Raw genomic sequence first — 19631 nt, 5'->3', positions numbered from 1 at the left:
CTGTATTACGCATTTTGTGCGTCGAATTCATGATGTTTTAATCGTAAGCGGGATCAGTTCAGGCCACGGTCGGCTTCACGCACGAGCTCGCGTTCCTTTTCGATGTCGAGCGAGCGGCAGGTCCACAGGTAGACCAGCGCGGCCACGGGCAGGCCCACGAGCATCGCGATGTCGGTGCCGCCCAGCGCGCGGGCGACCGGACCGGTGTACATGTCGGTCTTGAAGAACGGAATCATCGCGACGAAGCCCACCGCGTAAGCGGTCAGGCCGCGCCAGTTCCAGCGCCCGTAAATGCCGCGCGGGTTGAAGATCTCGCGCACCGAGTAGTGCGAGTGGCGCACGACGAAGAAGTCGATGAGGTTGATCGCGGTCCACGGCGTGAACAGATAGCCCAGGATGCCGAGGAAGTCGCCGAACTTGCCCATGAAGTTGTCCGAGGCCGCGAACGCGAGCGAAGTCGCCACCACCGCCACCACGACCAGGCTCACGATGCGCTTGGTGGCATTGGACTTGAGCGGCTTGAACGAGTCGGTGATGCTGAGCAGCGTGAGCGACGCGCCGTAGAAGTTCAGGCCCGTGATGGCGAGCAGCCCCAGCAGCGAGAGCAGCAGCGTGACCGTGCCGAAGCCCGGAAAGATCATGTCGCCCGCACGCTGGACCGCATCCGAGATCTCGATCTGCGAGTTCAGCGCTGCGGCCGCCGTGCCCACCAGCATCATCCAGATACCGCCAATGAGCGCGCCAAGGAAGGTCCACCAGAAGGTGGCGCGCACGCCGGTCTTGGGCGGCAGGTAGCGTGAGTAGTCCGAAACGTAGATCGACCACGAGAGCTGATAGGCCGCCGCCGAGAAGAGCTGCACGAGGAACGGCGTGGTCTTGAAGCCGGCGAGGCTCAGCTGACCCGCGGGGAACTGCACCTTCACGCACATGCCGATGCTGAAGATCGTGAGCGCGGCAAGCAGCGCGAAGGCGAGCCAGCGCTGCGCCTTGTGGATCAGGTCATAGCCGAACACCGCAAGCGCAACCGACACCACCGTGAAGACGATGTAGCTCACATGCGGCTCGGTGCCGAGCAGGTGATGCGCGGTCTGCCCGGCCATAAGCTGGTTGAACGAGTTGTAGCCGATATAGGTGACCAGTGCGACCACCCACACGAGCAGCGCGCCCATGTAGCCGAACTGCGGGCGCGACTGGATCATCTGCGGCAGCCCGAGCTGCGGTCCCTGGCTCGAATGGAACGCCATGAAGAAGGTGCCCAGCACGTTGCCGAGCACGATGGCGATCGCGCTCCACAACAGGTTGCCCCCCATGCTGATGCCGATGGCGCCCGCCGCGATGGTCGCGAGGTTCGCGTCACCCGTGAACCACACGGGCCACAGGTGCCAGGCCTTGCCCTTGCGCTCGGCAAGCGGCACATAATCGATCGAACGCGATTCGATCCGCGACTTGGTGCGCGGGGGCTCGCCGGCCAGCGCGTCGGCTATTGCGTCTTGAGACATGTCTCCTCCAGTAGTGGGGTGGCTCGGGCAGGCACGCGTGACGCGGCTCCGCCTCCCACGCCGGTCCCGGTACCAGAAGTTCCAGTGTCCTGACACGGCGCGGTTATCCTACGGTTAACATCAAACTACTGGTTAACAATGGTACGCAGCCTGAGCGGTTTCGTCTCACTATCGGATCCTCCTATTGACGTCCGCCGAGAAATCTATTTGCAATGCGCCAAGTCAATCCTTATTGATTTCAAACGGTAAGAATAGGCGTTTTGCATCAAAACAGTATTTTTTGGGACCGCATCGAGGGATAACCCTGATCCACCGCAGGTGAGATTTCTCCTATAGTTTCGTTAACCCATAGTTTTGTTGTAACTGTCAGTTAATCACTTCCAGTGCGGCGGACCCCATGACCTACCTCCCGATCGAATTCCACAAGAAACCTGAACTGCCGAAGTTGCCGGCCGACTTCTGCTCCAACCCGGAACTCGCCTGGACCATCCCGGCGAGCTACTACAACTCCGAGGCGGTCTACAAGGCGGAAGAGAAGAAGATTTTCGAAAACGCGTGGATCTGCGTCGCGCACCGCAGCGAGCTGGCCGAGGCGAACGCCTACGTGACCCGCGAGGTGGTGGGCGAGAGCATCCTGCTCGTGCGCGGCAAGGACAAGGTGCTGCGCGCCTTCTATAACGTCTGCCCGCACCGTGGCCACCAGTTGCTCGAAGGCAGCGGCAAGGCGAAGAACGTCATCACCTGCCCCTACCACGCCTGGGCGTTCAAGCTCGACGGCGCGCTCGCGCACGCCAATAACTGCGACCACGTGGAATCGTTCGACAAGGAGAATTCGACGCTCGTGCCGGTGCGCGTGGAGGAATACGCGGGCTTCGTGTTCATCAACCTGAACCCGCAAGCAGAAGGCGTGGAAGCGCAACTGCCCGGCCTCGAAGCAAGCCTGCGCAAGGCCTGCCCGGTCATCGACGACCTCAAGCTGGCCGCGCGCTTCGTGACCGAGACGCCCGCCAACTGGAAGTCGATCGTCGACAACTATCTCGAGTGCTACCACTGCGGCCCGGCCCACCCCGGCTTCTCGGACTCCGTGAAGATCGACCAGTACACGCACACGCTGCACGGCAACTGGACGGTGCAGTTCGGTCACGCGCAGTCGTCGGAGCGCTCGTTCAAGCTCGATCCGTCGGTGAAGGACCCGAGCTTCAGCGGCTACTGGGCGTGGCCGTGCACGATGTTCAACGTGCCGCCGGGCAGCGACTTCATGACGGTCATCTATGAATTCCCGATGAGCGCCGAAGTCACGCTCCAGCACTACGACATCTACTTCCTGAACGACGAGCCGACCGAAGAGCAGCAAAAGCTGATCGAGTGGTATCGCACCGTGTTCCGTCCGGAAGACATTCGCCTCGTGGAAAGCGTGCAGAAGGGCCTGAAGTCGCGCGGCTATCGCGGCCAGGGCCGCATCATGGTCGACAAGCAGCGCAGCGGCATCAGCGAGCACGGCATTGCGCACTTCCATAACCTGCTCGCGCAGCAGTACCAGGACTGAAGCCGCAGCGCGGCGTTTGGCATCGGGCCGGAGTGAGTACTAACCCACTAACTTCGGCCAACAGCTTTGCATGGGACCAGAGTAAGAGCTTTGCATGGGGCTGGAGTAAGTGCTGAAGCACTAACTCCAGCCGACAGCTAAAGCGCTAACTCTGGTCGACAGGAGACACCCATGAATTCCCTGCAGAATCCCGGCCTGTTCCGCCAACAGGCTTATATCGACGGCCAGTGGCGCGACGCCAACGACGGCGCCACGCTCGACGTCCACAACCCCTCCACGGGCGAGCGCATCGCGAGCGTGCCGAACATGGGCGCGCCCGAAGCGCGCGCCGCCATCGAAGCCGCTAACCGCGCGTTCCCCGCCTGGCGCGCCACCACCGCCAAGGAGCGCGCGCGCCTGCTGCGCAACTGGTTCGAGCTCATCATGGCGAACCAGGACGCGCTGGCCGAGCTGATGACGCGCGAGCAAGGCAAGCCGCTCGCCGAGGCGCGCGGCGAGATCGGCTATGCCGCCTCGTTCATCGAGTGGTTCGCCGAGCAGGGCAAGCGCATCGACGGCGATGTGATCCCGAGCCCGAACCCCGACCAGCGCCTCGTCGTGACGAAGGAGCCGGTGGGCGTCGTCGCCGCCATCACGCCGTGGAACTTCCCGGCCGCGATGATCACCCGCAAGGCCGCACCGGCGCTGGCCGCCGGCTGCACCATCGTCATCAAGCCGGCCAACGAGACGCCGTTTTCCGCATTCGCGCTCGCGGCGCTCGCCGAGCAGGCCGGCATTCCCGCTGGCGTGATCAACGTCGTCACGGGCAAGTCGCGCGAGATCGGCCTCGAAATGACGTCGAGCCCGCTCGTCAAGAAGCTCACGTTCACGGGCTCGACCGAAGTGGGCCGCCTCCTGATGCGCCAGTGCTCGGACACGGTCAAGAAGGTCTCGCTGGAGCTCGGCGGCAACGCGCCGTTCATCGTGTTCGACGACGCGGATCTGGACGCCGCCATCGAAGGCGCGCTGCTCTCGAAGTACCGCAACGCAGGGCAGACCTGCGTCTGCGCGAACCGCTTCTATGTGCACGACTCGGTCTATGACGAGTTCTGCCGCCGCTTCGCCGAGCGCGTGTCCGCCTTCAAGGTCGACGACGGCTTCGCCGACGGCGTGAACATCGGGCCGCTCATCACCGAAGCGGCACGCGACAAGGTCGACGGCCTCGTGCGCGACGCGGTCAAACAAGGCGCACGCGTGGTCACGGGCGGCGCGCCGCACGCACGCGGCGGCAACTTCTACGCGCCCACCGTGCTCGCCGACGCGAAGCCCGGCATGGCCGTGCTCTCCGAAGAAATCTTCGGGCCGGTCGCGCCCATCGTGCGCTTTTCGAGCGACGCCGAAGTCGTGCAATTCGCGAACGATTCGATCTACGGGCTCGCGGCGTACTTCTACAGCCGCGACATCGGCCGCATCTGGCGCGTGGCCGAGCAGCTCGAGTACGGCATCGTCGGCATCAACACGGGGCTGATCTCGAACGAAGTCGCGCCGTTCGGCGGCGTGAAGCAGTCGGGCATTGGCCGCGAAGGCTCGAAGTACGGCATCGAAGACTTTCTGTCGATCAAGTACCTCTGCATGGCAGGCGTGGCGCGCTAAAGCGCGCTGACGTTCGGGCGGATGCGGTCCGCGCCGCATCCGCTCTTTTTTCCGGATTCAGAATCAACCGCCCGAAATACCCGTACGGGCAATAACGAAGCATCCCCAGGCGCGCGCCGGCCCTCAAGGCAAGAGCGCGGCCTGCGGTAAAGGAAGGCACCATGAACGCCCGCGAATCGATCACTGTCGACGTAGTCGCCGTCGAGCAACTCACTCCGCTCATCAAGCGCTTCACGCTCGCGCTGCCCGATGGCGCGCCGCTGCCCTCGTTCAACGGCGGCGCCCACGTGCTCGTCTCGATGCAGGAAGGCGATGCGTGGCACCACAACGCGTACTCGCTGTTGAGCTCGCCGCACGACACGCGCCAGTACCAGATTGCCGTGCGCCGCGAAGAGGCTTCGCGCGGCGGCTCAGCGTTCATGCACGAGAAGGTGGCGGCCGGCACGCGCCTCGCCATCGGCTCGCCCGCCAATCTGTTCGAGCTTGCGGCGGGCGCGAAGCGTCACGTGTTCATCGCGGGCGGCATCGGCATCACGCCGTTTCTCGCGCAGCTCGCCGAGCATCGCCCCGAGCATCTCGAGCTCGAGCTCCATTACGCGTACCGCAGCCCCGAGCACGGCGCCTTCGTCGAAGAACTGAAGGCCGGCCCGCACGCGGCCAACGTGCACTGCTATGTGGACAGCGAGGGCCAGCGCCTCGACCTGCTCAAGCTCTTCAAGAACCTGCCCGCCGATGCGCACGTCTACGTGTGCGGCCCGCAGGGCCTGAACGACGCCGTCTATGCGAATGCCGCGCTGCTCGGCTGGCCGAAGGCGCAGCTGCACTCGGAGCAGTTCGCCGCCACCGACACGGCCGGCAAGGCCTTCACCGTCGTGCTCGCGAAGTCGGGCATCGAACTCGAAGTGGGCGAGGACGAGACCATTCTCAAAGCCATCGAGCGCGCTGGCGTGACCGTGGAGTCGCTGTGCCGCGAAGGCGTGTGCGGCACCTGCGAGGTGGCAATCCTCGAAGGCGAGGCCGACCATCGCGACCAGTATCTCGACGACGACGAAAAGGCCGCGCAAAAGACCATCCTGCTGTGCGTGTCGCGCTCGCGCACGCCGCGCCTCGTGATCGACCTGTAAATCGAGCCCGGCGCAACGGCCTCCCGCGACGCGAGGCCGCGAGCGTGCCCTGCGTCACGGCGATGGCCCCGATCCGTTAAACTAGCGGCTGATACGCGGCTCGATGAACGACATTCGGGCCGCGCGCCCAGGAGATCACCGGCGGCATATGCCCTGCCCGATCTGCGGCTTGGGGCATATGCCGCCGTTTTCTTTTGATCCGCTTGAACCGATCGATCCGCTTGAACCGCTTGAACCGATCAATCCGTTCAACCGCGCGATTCGTCATAGAGGGAAATGGATGTCCGAGGATACGTTCGCGTTCCGCCTTAAAGTGCTGCTCGAGCACAAGAAGCTGAGCCTGCAGCAAGTGGCCGATGCCGTCGGTATTTCGCGCCCCGCCGTGCACAAGTGGACGCGCGGCGGCGAGATCGACTATTCGAACCTGCGCCGCCTCGCGGCGTTCCTCGACGTGAACTGGGTCTGGCTGCGCTACGGCGACGATGCCGTGAAGGACCTCGGCCTCGCGGGCACGACCGAGCTGCCCATGACCGACCTGCGCCGCCGCTACACGGCCGAGATCATGTCGAACGAAGCGCGCATGAAGCACGCCCAGGAGTCGGCCGGCATCGTCACATGGGAATGGAATCTCGTGGCCGACGAGCTGATCTACTCGAGCAATTGCGCGCAAGTCTACGGCCGCGAGATCCGCAGCAACGAGGAATTCTGGGAGATCCTGCACCCCGAAGACTCGATCTGGCTGAACGACGAGGCCCTCAAGGAACTGGTCGCCAGCAAGGCCCCGCGCGTGTGGGACTTCCGCATCATTTTGCCGGACGGGCACATCCGCTGGATCGAATCGCGCGTCGCCACGCTGCTCGACGACGCGGGGCGCCCCGTGCGCGTGGTGGGCACCACCATCGACATCAGCGCGCGCAAGCAGGAGGAGTTCGTGCTGCAGCGGAATTTGCAACTGCTCAACGACGCCGCGCGCATCGCGGGCTTCGGCGCATGGCGCTGGCTGCGCGCGCAAGACGAGCTGATTGTGTCGGACGAGTGGTGCCGTCTGTTCGGCGTCGATCCGGCGCAGGCGCCGCGCCATTACGTCGAGCTCTCGCAGCATATCCATCCCGACGACCGCGCGGCGCGCGAGGCGGCCGTGAACGATGCGCTCGCGCGCCGCACGGACTATCGCGTGCTGTATCGCGCCTCGCTGCCCGACGACACATGGCGGCTCGTGGTGGAGCAAGGCCACGCGCGCGTGGCGCCGCACGGCGAAGACGTATGGCTCACGGCGCTGTGCCGCGCGGCGCAGCCCGCCGATATGGCGCCGAGCGCGACGGCGGCGGCGCAGCCGGCCGCCGAAAGTTAACGATTAGCGATCGGTCGGACGCCTTAACGAATACCCGTCGCGAGCGGCCCTAAGGAGCGCTTCGCACGAAGCGCTCCCGGCGACGATGCTCAACGAGCTCGCACAGGCTCGCGCACCCGTACGCGGACCATTGCGTCAACCGCAGCCGCAAGGTCGGAATCGAGCTGCGGCCATCGATCCACGGGAACCGCAGGACCGCGGCGAGGCTTGTGGGGCATTGCGCCGGCCAGGCCGGCGGGCGGCGACGATGTGCTGCCATAGCGAAATACGCGCGCGCGGCCGGGCACGATCTCCTCGGCCACGTGAACAATCCCCGCTTCAAGCCAGAGGCGCAGAACCGCGCGCACGCTACGGGCATCGGCCTTGACCCGCATCGCCAGTTCCGTTGCCGTACCGCAGGTCCCCTCTTGCATCACATCGATCAAGCGTGCAGCGACCTCCCCTTTCTCACGCATGCTGGTCTCCATTCGAGTACCTGCCTCGAGGCCGGGGATGGCAGGCGTTCTCGATAGGTTCCCCGGCCGGCGCGCGCGATCGTATTTTTAATCGGGTGCGCGTGGGGCAACGCTAACCGCAAAGGCCCGCCAAGCGTCTCAAAAGGACACATTCCTTTAGCTTTCCGCAATATCCGCAGCACGCGCGGGCGGTGTCGATTCTGTTTTGATGGCGCGCACTGGCCCGGGCGAACACAACCAAGCCCAGATCAAACTTCAATTCCAGCACTGAATACGTCCGCCTGCAGGTGGGCAAGCTCGTCACGGAAACCGGCAGCGTGAACACCGCAACCGCCCGCTAGAGCTTTAGATACCCGTATGTGATGCCTGCGTCATCGACCGTCCTATTAAAATATAAACAGGAGTGATCGTGCCAATGCGTGTGTGCATTTAGAGCGTGCATCGGAACAAAACCGTCTCGCAAGAATTCCGGGGGGTACTGCATCAACACCTTCTTCCTGAAAATTTTCGGGAAACATGAAGCAATCCAGTACGGCCCACTATCGACACCGATATATATGCGCGCTTGTGCGATCAGGCGAACAACCTCCCAGATATCCCCGATACCCCGGCAGTCAACAACCTGTGCATCAATATCGTCCAATGAACCCACCTGGATGATTTCATACCCAGCGTAGGTCTTGCGGATGTGATCGATAATTTCCTCGGATAAACAGCGCGCGTGATCCTCACCATACGCGGACTGAACCGGAACGCGCTTACCCGTCGTATGAATGACGATTCGTCTCTCAAGCGTCGGAAGCTCTTCGAACCGGTAAAGTCTCGGGTGCCGCAAATAGGCAACGTGACCGAAAATCGTGCCGGTCCGCTCTGCTATGGATGAATATACGGGCTTCTTTTCGTATTCCGGCGCCGGTACGAGTTCTGCCCATGGCCATTGTTTCGACCAAAGGTTCAGCACCCTCTCCGATTGCTCGTTTCTGACCACGTAGGGATTATGGTCGAATATCCAGGCGCGATCGACATCGACAATTTTCTGCCCCGTGTTTCGATAATGATTCTCAGGAAATGATGAAAACTGCAACTGATCACCGAGCCCCAACGCACCTTCCAATGTAATACCCAGCATTGATGTCTCCCTGATATAACTCCTGCTGATTTATCCAGATATTGAACGGATTCACCGCGCCACCGAGCGGATTTGCGCACGCGTCCTGTCAGAACTCGACGTACACGCCATGCTACCCAGCCTGATAGAGCCCCGGCTGGTGCTTGCGGAACAGCACATTTGATATACGACGCACGCACGCGGTGTCAATTGCGTTTTGATGGCTCACTGGCGCCGCGCAACTCGGGTGAGATAAAAATGGCGTGTGTCACTATTGGCGCGCATCTTTCAATGCCGCCTCCACCTGTTCAGCGCTTTGTAGTGGAAAGACGCCCCATGACGCCTATTCCAGGCGTCGCAATCCGTCTTACGGAGCCGCGTCGCGCAACGCGAGACGGACGTGGCCGTTGCGGCCATGCACCGTCGTGGCTTGCCATAAGGCGTCGAGGATTGCCTGCTCGACGCAGTCGGCGCTTGCCTGGAACAGCGGATCGAGATGGGCGTCTGCGAGAAGCGGCGGCAGGCGGAACACGGACGCCTCGTGCGGCAACGTGTAAGCCGTGCTGAACGCCATGGCAATGTCGCCGCTGCCGTGGCCATAGCTGGACCCCGTGCGCGCGAACCCGGCGGCGGCACGCATCGCTACGCGGCGCAACTGCCGCGCATCCAGCGGCACGTCGAGCGCGATCAGCATGATGATCGATCCTTTCTCAGGCTCGGGTTGCCTGCCGCCGCTCGTGTGACGCTCCGCCAGCATGCGCCCAAGCGGCACGCCCGCCACGGTGAGCGTGGGCAGGCGGCCGAAGTTGGCAAGCACGAGCGCGCCCACCGTGCAGCGCATGCCCGCTACGTCGACGACTCGCGAGGCCGTGCCTATGCCACCCTTGAGGTCGAAGCTCGACATGCCGCGCCCCGCCCCCACGCTGCCACGCGCGAACGTATGGCTCGCCGCATCGCAGGCGGCGCGGTAGTGCTCGCCCGTGACGGCCAGCGCCTGAATATCGTTCAAATAGCCGTCGTTGCATTCGAACACGAGCGGATTGACGGTCGGCCATTCGCGCCCGATGCGTGGATTGGCGGCGATTGCCTCACGGATCTGCGCCTGCGCGAGCGCAGCCACGCCGAACGTGTTGGTGAGCGCAATGGGCGTTTCGAGCACGCCCAACTCATCGACCTGCGTGAGCCCAATGCTCTTACCGAAGCCATTGATCACCGCCACCGCGGCGGGCACCTTCTCGCGATACGGATCGCCCGCATGTGGCATCACGACGGTCACACCGGTTTGCACCGGGCCCGCGTCGAGCGTGCAATGGCCCACGCGCACGCCGGCCACATCGGCAATCGTGCCGGTAGCGCCGCTATTCAATGTGCCGATATGCGGCGGATCGGCCGGGTGCGTCGTGCTCATGGGCGGTCCAGTTTCGGATCGAGCGCGTCGCGCAGGCCGTCGCCGAGCAGGTTGAACGCCAGCACCGTGAAGAAGATGGCGAGGCTCGGGAACAGCGCGATGTGCGGCGAGCTCACCATGTCGGCGCGCGCCTCGTTGAGCATCGCACCCCACTCGGGCGTGGGCGGCTGCGCGCCGAGGCCCAGAAACGAGAGGCTCGCTGCGGTGATGATCGAAGTGCCGATGCGCATCGTCAGATAGACCACCACCGAGGAAACCGTGCCGGGCAGAATGTGCCGCATGATGATGACCCAGTCCGACGCGCCAATGCTGCGTGCCGCCTCCACATACGTGAGGTGCTTGAGCATCAGCGTGTTGCCGCGCACGAGGCGCGCGAACGCGGGAATGCTGAAGACCGCCACTGCGCAGATCACGTTGATCATGCCATTGCCGAGGATGGCCACCACGCCGATCGCGAGCAGAATGCCTGGGAATGCGAACAGCACGTCGGCGATACGCATCGTGATGCGGTCCCACCAGCCTTCGTAGTAGCCCGCCAGCAGGCCGAAGAACGTGCCCACCACGGCGCCCAGCGCCACCGAAAGAAAGCCCGCCGCGAGCGAAATGCGCGTGCCCGCGACGACGCGGCTGAAGATGTCGCGGCCGCCGCCATGCTCGACGAGGCGCATGAGCGCGAGCGAAGTCACCGACTTGCCCGACCCCGATTCACCGACAATGGCCAGCGTCTCGCCGCGGTCGACATGGAACGACAGGTTGCGCACGGCGTTGAACGTGCCCGCGCCGCGCCTGAAGGCCACGTTGAGATCGCGGACCTCGATCACGCGGCCGGACGGCAAGGCGATACCTGCCTCAGCGCTGGCACGCACGCTCGCCTCAGCGCCTGAATGCATCTGCACGATTTGGACTCCTTCCTTTACGGCGCAAGAACCGCTGCTACCTCGATTGCCACTCCAGCCGCGGCTTTATCGATAAATCGCCACGACGGGCGCGTCTCCCACGCGGGCATAGCCACGATACATGCCCTCGGTATTGAAGGGCAGCGTGACATTGCCGCGTACATCGACCGCGATCAAACCGCCCCGGCCATCGATGCGCGGGAGCCGCTCCATCACGACGTTGGCCGCGGCGTCGGCGAGTGTCGCGCCGCCATAGCGCATCTGCGCGGCAACGTCGTAGGCCGCGACCATGCGCATGAACATCTCGCCCGAGCCGGTCGTGGAAACGGCGCAGGTGGCGTCATCGGCATAGCAGCCCGCGCCGATCAGCGGCGAGTCGCCCACGCGGCCGGGCTGCTTGTTGGTGATGCCGCCCGTCGAGGTGGCGGCGGCGAGATGCCCGTGGGCGTCGAGCGCGACCGCGCCCACCGTGCCGTGCTTGCGGTTCGGATCGATCGGCTCGTGCGGCAGGGCGCCTTCGCCGGCGTTGGCCTCGCCGACCGCCGGGTCCGTGGCCTTGTTCGTGGCGTGGTCCGCCGCTTTGTCCACCCCAGCCGCGAGCGTCGCGCCGTCATGGTCGAGCATCGCGCGCTGCTCGCCGCGCGCGAGCAGCCACTGACGGTGGCGCGCATCGGTATGAAAGTAGCCCGGCTCGACGCATTCGAGCCCCTGCGCCGCGGCGAACGCTTCCGCGCCCTCGCCCGTGAACAGCACGTGCTCGCTGTGCTCGAGCACGCGGCGCGCGGCAAGCACGGGATTGCGCACGCGCTTCACGCAGCACACCGCGCCGGCTTCGAGCGTGCGGCCGTCCATGATCGACGCGTCCAGCTCGTGCGTGCCCGCCGCCGTGAATACCGAGCCGTGGCCCGCGTTGAAGAGCGGGCAGTCCTCGAGCAGGCGCACGGCTTCGGTGACCGCGTCGAGCGCGCTGCCGCCCTCGGCGAGAATCTGTTGCCCCGCCTCCAGAATGCGGCTCAGCGCGGCGAGGTATTGGGCTTCGACTTCGGGAGCCATCGCGGCACGCAGGATCGTGCCCGCTCCGCCGTGAATGGCAATGACTGCGCTGGAATTCATGACTTGCTCTTGGGACGGGAAGATTCGCGGGAGGATGAGTTCGAAGGCGCCGCTGCCGGCAGGCTCGCGGCCGCCGACACGGCGGACTCCGGCGTTAGCCAGGGCAGCACCGACTCGGTGATGCTGGCCGCCGCCTCGACGGAATGTTTCGCGCGCAACGCCACGGCGTCGCACAGCGCTTCGATCACGGCCAGCACCGCGGCCTCCGAGTTCGCCGCAAGCCGGCGTTCCGCGCGCACCAGCAGCGTCAGATCGGCAAAGCGCGCGAGCGGCGAATCGCTGCTGTCGGTGAGCGCGAGCACGCGCACGCCGAGATGCGCTGCGCGGCGCGAGAGCTTGATGGTGTCGTCGACGTAACGGGGAAAGGCAATGCCGATCAGCAGGTCTTCGCTGCCCGCGCCAAAGAGCCGGCGCGCGGCGTGCGTCGGGCCGCCGATGGTGGAGAGTGTCTGCACGTTGTCGAGATAAGGCAGCAGCGCGAGCTCCATGAGCCCCGCCAGAAACGCGCTCGTGCCGGAGCCCACGATAAAGACGCGCCGCGCCTTCATGATGGCGTCGACGGCGGCGGCCGCCGCCGCGCTGTCGATCGACTGGCGCGAAGCACGGAGGTTGACTTCGGCCTGCTCCAGCGAGGCGCCGAACAGCTCGGCGCCGCTCGTGGGCGATTCCTGCGCCGTGCGCAGCCGCTCGACCGGCGCGAGCGTGGCCTCGAAGCCGCGCACGAGCGCTTCGCGAAACGCGGGATAGCCGTCGAAGCCCAGCGCGCGCGCAAAGCGGTTGGCCGTTGCCACCGACGCGCCCACGGCGTGCGCCAGCTCGTCGATGCGCATGGTGGCCGACTGGAACAGATTCGCGAGCACATACTCGGCCATGCGCCGATGGCCAGGCGTGAGGTCCGGCATCGCCGCGTTCAGGCGGGCGACGATCTCGGCATCGGGTGAAGCGGACGTCTCGGATGTAAGCGGATTGGGCGACCGTGCGGCCATGTGGAACCTGGGCGTGTCAGCATAACGATGTAAATATAATTACACGCCAAACCCCATCTGAAAATTCGTTTTCATTGAGACAAGGGTTTATCCCAGGTAAGCCATTCGTAAAAAAACGCCCGGGTTCCTTTTCGGAACACCGGGCGCCTCGGCACCTTCAAAAACGTGCGTCAAGCGCGCTGACTTGCGCTCAACACCCGCTCAAGTCAGGCTCAAATTCGCCTCACAGCGCGGCGGCCACGGCCTTGCCCACGTCCGCGGTCTTCGCCGCACCGCCCATGTCCGGCGTGCGCGGGCCTTCCACGAGCACCTTCTCGATCGCCTGCATGATCGCGTCGTGGGCGGCCTTGAACTGCGCGTCGCCGTTGCCGAGGAACTCGAGCATCATCGCGCCCGACCAGATCATCGCGATCGGGTTGGCGATCTCCTTGCCGAAGATGTCGGGCGCCGAGCCGTGCACCGGCTCGAACAGCGACGGGAACTTGCGCTCCGGGTTCAGGTTCGCCGATGCCGCGAGGCCGATCGTGCCCGTGCAGGCGGGGCCGAGGTCGGAAAGAATGTCACCGAACAGGTTCGATGCCACCACCACGTCGAAGCGGTCCGGCTGCAGCACGAAGCGCGCGCACAGGATGTCGATGTGCTGCTTGTCCCACTTCACGTCCGGGTAGGCTTCGCCCATCGCGGCCACGCGCTCGTCCCAGTACGGCATGCTGATCGAGATGCCGTTGGACTTGGTGGCCGCCGTGAGCTTCTTGCGGCCACGCTGGTTCGCGAGCTCGAACGCGTATTTCAGGATGCGGTCCACGCCATGACGCGTGAACACCGACTCTTGCAGCACGAACTCGCGCTCGGTGCCCTCGAACATCTTGCCGCCCACCGAGCTGTACTCGCCTTCGGTGTTCTCGCGCACCACGAAGAAGTCGATGTCGCCGGGCTTGCGGTTGGCGAGCGGGCACGGCACGCCGGGCAACAGGCGCACCGGGCGCAGGTTCACGTACTGGTCGAATTCGCGGCGGAACTTGAGGAGCGACCCCCACAGCGAGATGTGATCGGGCACCTTGTCGGGCCAGCCCACGGCGCCGAAGTAAATGGCGTCGAAGCCCTTGAGCGTGGCGAACCAGTCGTCGGGCATCATCTTGCCGTGTTCGAGGTAGTAGTCGCAGCTCGCCCAGTCGAAATGCGTGAATTCGATCTTCAGGCCGAACTTCGCTGCCGCCGCCTCCACCACGCGCACGCCCTCGGGCATCACTTCCAGGCCGATGCCGTCACCGGGGATCGCCGCGATCTTGAAGGTCTTGCTCATGTCTCGTTCTCCGTTGCCTCGCACGCCTGGATTGGCGCGCTCTCGATGACTGCAAGGATGCCTCAAAGGACGCCGGAAATAAGCCCCCGAGGCGTGGAGGCATTGAACACGAATCGTGAATAATCGAGACGCGCGCCATGCCTGGAACCCCGGGGAAACAGGGCAATCGGTCGCTGGCGGACGTGTGGCTTTCGGGGATAGATTGCCGGTCGCCCATGCGGGCATCGAGCGTGGCGGCAGCGCCTGGCCGCAGCTGTGTGGCGGTGTGGCCGTGTGGCGGCATGGCGGCATGGCGGTCGGGAGCATCCGCCGCACGCCCCAAGCCGCATCCGCTTGCAGCTGGAATACGCAAGAAGGACTAGTCCAAAAGAAGCAAACACGCGCCCTCGTCCCCTCCTCACGCGGGATGGACAGCGGCGCGGGCGCTCTCTAAGGTCTGCGTGCCCGCATTTGCGGCCGTCGCAACCGTTACGACCGGACCCGCATGAGGGCATGGTGACGTTCGCCGCTCGCCGCATGACGTTCGCGCACGGCAGCGGAAGCAACGTTGGTGAAGTGACTATCGATCAAGGAAATCCCGGTGAAAGCCGATATCGTCGTTGTGGGTGCGGGCCCGGCGGGTCTGTGCTTCGCCCGTTCACTCGCTGGAACGGGCCTGAAAGTCGTCGTCGTGGACCAGCAGGGCACGGATGAAATTCGCAATCCTGAATTTGACGGCCGCGAAATTGCACTCACGCATAAATCCGTTGGAATACTGAAACGGCTGGGCCTTTGGGACCGGATCGAGAGCCCGTCGAAGTCGCGTCTGCTCGACGCCCGGATTTACAACGGGAAGTCGTCGTATGCACTCGAAATCGGGCGCGAACTGAGCCCGCATGATGAACTCGGCTGGCTGGTCTCCAATCACCATATTCGCAAGGCTGCCTTTGAAGCGGTGCAATGCGCGAGAGAAGACGGCGTCGACATCGAAATTCTGGCATCCGAGCGCGTTGTCGGCGTCAAGTCCGACGACGACTGCGCCAGCGTGGAGCTCGAAAGCGGACAGTCCATCGCCACGCGCCTGATCGTTGCCGCCGATAGCCGATTCTCGGCGACCCGGCGGATGATGGGCATCTCCGCCCAGATGCGCGACTTCGGCAAGACCATGCTGGTTTGCGGCATGACGCACGAACAGCCGCATCATCACGCCGCGTGGGAATGGTTCGGCTATGGCCAGACGCTGGCGTTGCTGCCGATGAATCCGCACCCCGAGTCCGGCGCATTCCGTTCTTCCGTGGTGCTCACGCTCACGGGCCGCGAGATCGAGCGGCTCAAGCAGGTGGACGCGCGCACGTTCGCCGACGAGATCGAGCGCCGCTTCGACCATCGGCTTGGCAGCATGGAACTGGTCACGACGCGTCACGCGTATCCGCTGGTCGCGGTCTATCCAGAGCGCTTCGTGGCAAAGCGGTTCGCGGCGGTAGGCGATGCGGCGGTGGGCATGCATCCGGTCACCGCGCACGGCTTCAACTTCGGGCTGTCGGGTGTGGACAGTCTCAGCGGCTCCATTCGCGAAGCCTGCCTCGCCGGGCGCGACTATGCGTCCGATGCGCTCTTGCGGCGCTACGAGCACAAGCACCGGCTGACCACGCGACCGCTCTATCTGCTGACCGGCATGATCGCCTCGATCTATACGCGCGATCATCTGCCGGCGCGGCTGGCCCGCGACGTCCTGTTGCGCGCGGGCGAGCATCTGCGCCCCTTCAAGCGAGGCGTTGCCGCTTACCTGGCGGGAGGGCTCTAAGCGATGATCGCCTGCAAGACGGATTCGCAACAACACGCCACGCGCGCCGAAGACAAGCGCGTCGTGAACGGCCGCGGGGATATCAACCAGCTCGCGCCATTCCGCTATCCGTGGGCATGGGAATGCTTTCTGAGCGCGAACCGCAATCACTGGACGCCGCTCGAGATTTCCATGAGCGACGACGTGCACGACTACCAGCAGCACCTCACCGCCACGGAGCGGCACGTTTTCGAAAACGTGCTCGCCTACCTCACCACGTCCGACATTCTGGCCATGCGCAATATCGGGCTCGCGGTGATGGAGAAGATGACCGCGCCCGAATTGCAGATCTACCAGGCGCGCCAGGTCTACGAAGAGGCGTTGCACACCTGGACTTACCAGCACTGCATCGAAACCCTCGGGCTGGACCAGCAGGAGATCTATAACCGCTATCGCGTCGTGCCGGAAATCCACGCGAAGATCGCGATGGCAAACAGGCGGCTGGAACGCATCATGGCTCCCGGCCTCGACCTCACGGACCGCGACACGCTTCACGAATTCGCGCTTGCCTACCTGTTCTTCGCGGCCGTGTTCGAGGGCTGCTGGTTCTACAACGGCTTCACGCCGGTATTCGCGCTCCAGAGACGGGGCTTGATGAAAGCGACCGCGCAGCAGTTCCAGTACATCATGCGCGACGAGGTGCTGCATTGCGGCTTCGGTATCCGCGTCATCCGGCAATTGCTGGAAGAGGAAAATCTGCAGCTCGATCCGCGCGCCGTGCAGCAGATCTGGGAGGAAGCCGATGCGGCCGAAGCGGCCTACGCGGGCTACATCCTGCGCGAGCCGATATTGGGCTACTCGGCCGAGCTGCACTGCGCCCAGTTCCGCCACATCGCGAACCGGCGCGCGGGCCAACTGGGGATGCCCGCACCGTTTCCCGGCGCGGAGAACGTGCTGCCGTGGCTCGACGAACAGGCGAATCTGCGCAAGGAGAAGAATTTCTTCGAAACGCGCGTGACGGAGTATCAGACGGGCGGCGCGCTGGACTGGAACTAGGCGGGCCGTGAGGACATAAAGAGGTATAAAAGTAAAACGGGAGCGCCCGGCGCTCCCGTTCTACATTCGATCGATACTCAGTGCCGCGTTTCCTGCGCCGGCATTTCGATCACACGCTGCCCGCCCGGCGCGGATACCGTGGATGCCGCCGCGGCACGCGGCTTGAACGCCGCGGTCCCGACGGTCACCGGAATCGAAACCACACTGGTTCCGGACACCGTGCTGACGAACACATTCAGGAAGTACGCACCATCGGATGCGGCCTGCACGACAACCGTATCCTGGCTGGCGCCCTTGCGATCGGGCGTGAGCGCCTTCTGGGCCGAGCCGAAGAGCTGCAGCGCCCCTTCCGTCGTGTAAGTCACCTCGGCCGCGCCCGACACCGGCAGGCCCTTATATCGAACCTCCACGCTGATCGGGCTGCCCGCTGCTCCGCGCGCGGCCGTGGCCTGGATGGCAACGCCGCTATAGTTCTTTTGCTCGCTGGAGACAGAGGTTCCGGACGCGTTTTGCGACGCGTTTTTCTCCACGGCGCAGGCCGAGCTCACTTGCGCGCCCAGCAACAATGCGGCGCCAAGCATCATGAGCGAAGTCGTTTTCATTGTGTGCTCCTAATTATGGGTTGGCCGATTGCAGCGATACGGTGGCGCAGTGCGGCGCCGTGCCGATCGGTGCTGAAGGATCGAGGTCGGCAGCCGACGCCACGTCAACGGGGAAATCGCCGGCGGCCGGGAAGGCGACGGTCGTGACGCCATTGCCTGCATCCTGGTCCGGCACCGCTTGACCCACGACGTATGCCTCCATAGCGTAATCGTTCGCAGTGCTCCCGGCTGCCACGGGCGCGATCGTAAGCCGGTATTGACCGGCGGCCGGCACCGTGACACGCAAATGCCGCCTGTTGCCGAGCTTGTTGCCGCCGCCGAACTGCGTGGTCGAGCATGCCGTCACGGTCTGGCCGACGCGCAGCGGCACGTAGATCGGGAACACCGCAGGATTCGCGGCGGCCGGATCGCCCGTGTACTTCGTCTGGGTTCCCCATGCGTCCAGCAGATTGCCTCCCTGCACGTGGATGGCACCGAGCGACGTGTCCAGCTTGCGCTTGCCCGCATCGGTGAGGCCGGGCCGCAGCGCTGTCGCGAACGAGAAAACACTGGTCAGCGCAGGCGTGGTTTTCTCGCCCGTGAGCATGGTCCGATACAGCTGCGTGAAACCAATGTCGGGCGACTGCTGGAGCGAATACAGGAAATTGCCGACCGCCGCTTCATTGAACCACGTCGGGGCTTCGTCCGGCGGCACCTGGTCGAGGCGCATGTAGATCGCGATCTGCGCCTGCCTGGGGCCAAAGGTGTCCGTGTAGACGGGGGTGCCTCGCATCATCGAAGAAAACGCGTTGCCCCAGGCCTCCCCGAACGCAAGCCGCATGTCGAGCACATCGGTGGACGAGTGATTTCCGCCGATGCTATCGGAGCGCGAGACGTTCGCCTCCACATAGTGTCCGAACTCGTGCACGATCACGCTGGTGTCGTATTCGTCGGTATCCACGTTTTCCGCGCCCAGAATATACAGACCCTTGCTCGGGGCCACGTTCTCGTAGTGGCTCGTCCAGATGAAACCGCTGCTCTGATCCCCCCCAGTCGGCCGGTTATTGACGCTCCAGTACACATTCAGCTCGGGCAGCAGCACGCTCGGTGCGGCAGCATGCAGTTGCTGCGCGGCATTCACGATCTGATCGAGAATCGCGAAAGGCGCAGCCGTGCGCGGTGCGCCGTAGCCCGCGCCGGTCCAGCCGGAGCCGGCGTTCAAATCGAGCTTCATGGAGGCCGATGTGGTCGAGAAGGCACTGCCACGCATCGAGTAGAGCGCTGCGGTATCGGGCGCGCGCTTGTATTCGGGCGAAGTGTTGTCGCGAATCTTCACCGAATAGTCGGGCGCGTTGTCCGCCCCCTGCGAAGCCTGCGCCGTGACGCGCACGTAAGCGCGCTTGCCGGCCGGTGCCTCGATGGAATATGCGCCGTAGTCGTCCGTGGTGGTCTTGCCGAGCACGGTCGTGCCGTCTTCGGAGACGAGCTCGACGAGCGCATGGCGCACCGGACGCTTTTCGGTCTTCGCGTAATCCAGGCCTCCGGTGGCCGTGCCGTCCGCTTGGACCGTATAGGCGGTTGGAACGTAGTCGTAGGAGATTTTGCCCGTGACACCGGGTGTGGTGCCCGCATTCGAGGTGTCGTTCGAGCCGCCGCCGCACGCCGCCAGAACGGCGGCGGACAACGCGCAAAGCGAAAAGCGCAGCGCTTGCCGTGCCCCGCCGGAGGGTCTCATTGTTCGCTTCATCAATCACGCTCCTGGAGTTGACTGAAGCGCGATGTTAGGTTGAGGCCTGTTCCAGCAGGATCGG

At 64.4% G+C, this 19631-nt stretch carries 15 protein-coding genes and 2 pseudogenes; 6 read left to right on the top strand and 11 right to left on the bottom strand.

All coding sequences use genetic code 11. The annotated features are described in order from the left end of the window. Window positions 1–53 precede the first annotated feature (53 nt). Complete coding sequence (locus EYW47_RS15885) at window positions 54–1499, bottom strand: purine-cytosine permease family protein (protein ID WP_133195764.1); 1446 nt, start codon at window positions 1497–1499, stop codon at window positions 54–56. A gap of 397 nt (window positions 1500–1896) precedes the next feature. Between EYW47_RS15885 and EYW47_RS15880 the strand changes: the two genes are divergently transcribed. The 4 genes from EYW47_RS15880 to EYW47_RS15865 all read left to right on the top strand — a co-directional run bounded on the left by EYW47_RS15880 (window position 1897) and on the right by EYW47_RS15865 (window position 7152). Continuing rightward, the gene (locus EYW47_RS15880; protein WP_133195763.1) at window positions 1897–3045 is read left to right on the top strand and encodes an aromatic ring-hydroxylating oxygenase subunit alpha; all 1149 of its coding nucleotides are present in this window, start codon (window positions 1897–1899) and stop codon (window positions 3043–3045) included. Window positions 3046–3216: 171 nt separating this feature from the next. Then, window positions 3217–4677 (top strand): NAD-dependent succinate-semialdehyde dehydrogenase, encoded by a 1461-nt coding sequence (locus EYW47_RS15875; RefSeq protein WP_133195762.1) that lies wholly within the window; start codon window positions 3217–3219, stop codon window positions 4675–4677. A 161-nt stretch (window positions 4678–4838) separates the two neighbouring features. Then, window positions 4839–5801, top strand: coding sequence for a PDR/VanB family oxidoreductase (locus EYW47_RS15870; protein ID WP_133195761.1), 963 nt, complete (start codon window positions 4839–4841; stop codon window positions 5799–5801). 280 nt (window positions 5802–6081) lie between these two features. Next, window positions 6082–7152: a helix-turn-helix domain-containing protein gene (locus EYW47_RS15865; protein WP_133195760.1), complete on the top strand. Its 1071-nt coding sequence runs from the start codon at window positions 6082–6084 to the stop codon at window positions 7150–7152. A gap of 89 nt (window positions 7153–7241) precedes the next feature. Here EYW47_RS15865 and EYW47_RS15860 read toward each other — a convergent pair whose 3' ends face one another. The 8 genes and pseudogenes from EYW47_RS15860 to EYW47_RS15830 form a co-directional block, all read right to left on the bottom strand. Then, complete coding sequence (locus EYW47_RS15860) at window positions 7242–7607, bottom strand: hypothetical protein (RefSeq protein WP_133195759.1); 366 nt, start codon at window positions 7605–7607, stop codon at window positions 7242–7244. Between the two features lie 337 nt (window positions 7608–7944). Next, on the bottom strand, window positions 7945–8736 hold the full coding sequence (locus tag EYW47_RS15855) for a glycosyltransferase family 9 protein (RefSeq protein WP_133195758.1): 792 nt from the start codon (window positions 8734–8736) through the stop codon (window positions 7945–7947). Between the two features lie 346 nt (window positions 8737–9082). Then, the gene (locus EYW47_RS15850; RefSeq protein WP_133195757.1) at window positions 9083–10123 is read right to left on the bottom strand and encodes a DmpA family aminopeptidase; all 1041 of its coding nucleotides are present in this window, start codon (window positions 10121–10123) and stop codon (window positions 9083–9085) included. Further along, window positions 10120–10767: pseudogene (locus tag EYW47_RS15845) on the bottom strand (ABC transporter permease subunit); the annotation flags it as partial. The gene EYW47_RS15850 and the pseudogene EYW47_RS15845, both read right to left, overlap by 4 nt. Window positions 10768–10776: 9 nt before the next feature. Next, window positions 10777–11013 (bottom strand): annotated as a pseudogene (locus EYW47_RS42440) (ATP-binding cassette domain-containing protein); the annotation flags it as partial. Window positions 11014–11085: 72 nt separating this feature from the next. Continuing rightward, on the bottom strand, window positions 11086–12132 hold the full coding sequence (locus tag EYW47_RS15840) for an isoaspartyl peptidase/L-asparaginase family protein (RefSeq protein ID WP_133195756.1): 1047 nt from the start codon (window positions 12130–12132) through the stop codon (window positions 11086–11088). After that, window positions 12129–13118: a MurR/RpiR family transcriptional regulator gene (locus tag EYW47_RS15835; protein WP_133195755.1), complete on the bottom strand. Its 990-nt coding sequence runs from the start codon at window positions 13116–13118 to the stop codon at window positions 12129–12131. The genes EYW47_RS15840 and EYW47_RS15835 overlap by 4 nt, the downstream gene beginning before the upstream one ends. 223 nt (window positions 13119–13341) lie before the next feature. Continuing rightward, on the bottom strand, window positions 13342–14421 hold the full coding sequence (locus EYW47_RS15830) for a tartrate dehydrogenase (protein ID WP_133195754.1): 1080 nt from the start codon (window positions 14419–14421) through the stop codon (window positions 13342–13344). A 580-nt stretch (window positions 14422–15001) separates the two neighbouring features. Between EYW47_RS15830 and ubiM the strand changes: the two genes are divergently transcribed. After that, entirely contained in the window at window positions 15002–16204 is a 1203-nt protein-coding gene (gene ubiM, locus EYW47_RS15825; RefSeq protein ID WP_133195753.1) for a 5-demethoxyubiquinol-8 5-hydroxylase UbiM, read from the top strand. Between the two features lie 3 nt (window positions 16205–16207). Next, window positions 16208–17239 (top strand): ribonucleotide-diphosphate reductase subunit beta, encoded by a 1032-nt coding sequence (locus EYW47_RS15820; protein WP_133195752.1) that lies wholly within the window; start codon window positions 16208–16210, stop codon window positions 17237–17239. A 77-nt stretch (window positions 17240–17316) separates the two neighbouring features. Here the strand turns inward: EYW47_RS15820 and EYW47_RS15815 are convergent, their stop codons facing one another. Beyond that, complete coding sequence (locus EYW47_RS15815) at window positions 17317–17841, bottom strand: hypothetical protein (RefSeq protein ID WP_133195751.1); 525 nt, start codon at window positions 17839–17841, stop codon at window positions 17317–17319. Window positions 17842–17854: 13 nt separating this feature from the next. Further along, complete coding sequence (locus EYW47_RS15810; protein ID WP_133195750.1) at window positions 17855–19567, bottom strand: hypothetical protein; 1713 nt, start codon at window positions 19565–19567, stop codon at window positions 17855–17857. Window positions 19568–19631: the final 64 nt, after the last annotated feature.

The sequence above is a fragment of the Paraburkholderia silviterrae genome, from assembly GCF_004353915.1.
In the GTDB taxonomy this organism is placed as follows: Bacteria; Pseudomonadota; Gammaproteobacteria; order Burkholderiales; family Burkholderiaceae; genus Paraburkholderia; species Paraburkholderia silviterrae.
Note: the sequence above shows the minus strand (reverse complement) of the source record. Positions and strands in the feature narration are given on the sequence as shown.

Excerpts from the sequence above, each read along its gene's own strand:
- EYW47_RS15855 (WP_133195758.1), bottom strand. The coding sequence starts at position 8,736 with ATGCTGGGTATTACATTGGAAGGTGCGTTGGGGCTCGGTGATCAGTTG.
- EYW47_RS15810 (WP_133195750.1), bottom strand. The coding sequence starts at position 19,567 with ATGAAGCGAACAATGAGACCCTCCGGCGGGGCACGGCAAGCGCTGCGC.
- EYW47_RS15880 (WP_133195763.1), top strand. The coding sequence starts at position 1,897 with ATGACCTACCTCCCGATCGAATTCCACAAGAAACCTGAACTGCCGAAG.
- EYW47_RS15820 (WP_133195752.1), top strand. The coding sequence starts at position 16,208 with ATGATCGCCTGCAAGACGGATTCGCAACAACACGCCACGCGCGCCGAA.
- EYW47_RS15815 (WP_133195751.1), bottom strand. The coding sequence starts at position 17,841 with ATGAAAACGACTTCGCTCATGATGCTTGGCGCCGCATTGTTGCTGGGC.
- EYW47_RS15865 (WP_133195760.1), top strand. The coding sequence starts at position 6,082 with ATGTCCGAGGATACGTTCGCGTTCCGCCTTAAAGTGCTGCTCGAGCAC.
- EYW47_RS15870 (WP_133195761.1), top strand. The coding sequence starts at position 4,839 with ATGAACGCCCGCGAATCGATCACTGTCGACGTAGTCGCCGTCGAGCAA.
- EYW47_RS15835 (WP_133195755.1), bottom strand. The coding sequence starts at position 13,118 with ATGGCCGCACGGTCGCCCAATCCGCTTACATCCGAGACGTCCGCTTCA.
- EYW47_RS15840 (WP_133195756.1), bottom strand. The coding sequence starts at position 12,132 with ATGAATTCCAGCGCAGTCATTGCCATTCACGGCGGAGCGGGCACGATC.
- EYW47_RS15885 (WP_133195764.1), bottom strand. The coding sequence starts at position 1,499 with ATGTCTCAAGACGCAATAGCCGACGCGCTGGCCGGCGAGCCCCCGCGC.
- EYW47_RS15860 (WP_133195759.1), bottom strand. The coding sequence starts at position 7,607 with ATGCGTGAGAAAGGGGAGGTCGCTGCACGCTTGATCGATGTGATGCAA.
- EYW47_RS15830 (WP_133195754.1), bottom strand. The coding sequence starts at position 14,421 with ATGAGCAAGACCTTCAAGATCGCGGCGATCCCCGGTGACGGCATCGGC.
- EYW47_RS15875 (WP_133195762.1), top strand. The coding sequence starts at position 3,217 with ATGAATTCCCTGCAGAATCCCGGCCTGTTCCGCCAACAGGCTTATATC.
- EYW47_RS15850 (WP_133195757.1), bottom strand. The coding sequence starts at position 10,123 with ATGAGCACGACGCACCCGGCCGATCCGCCGCATATCGGCACATTGAAT.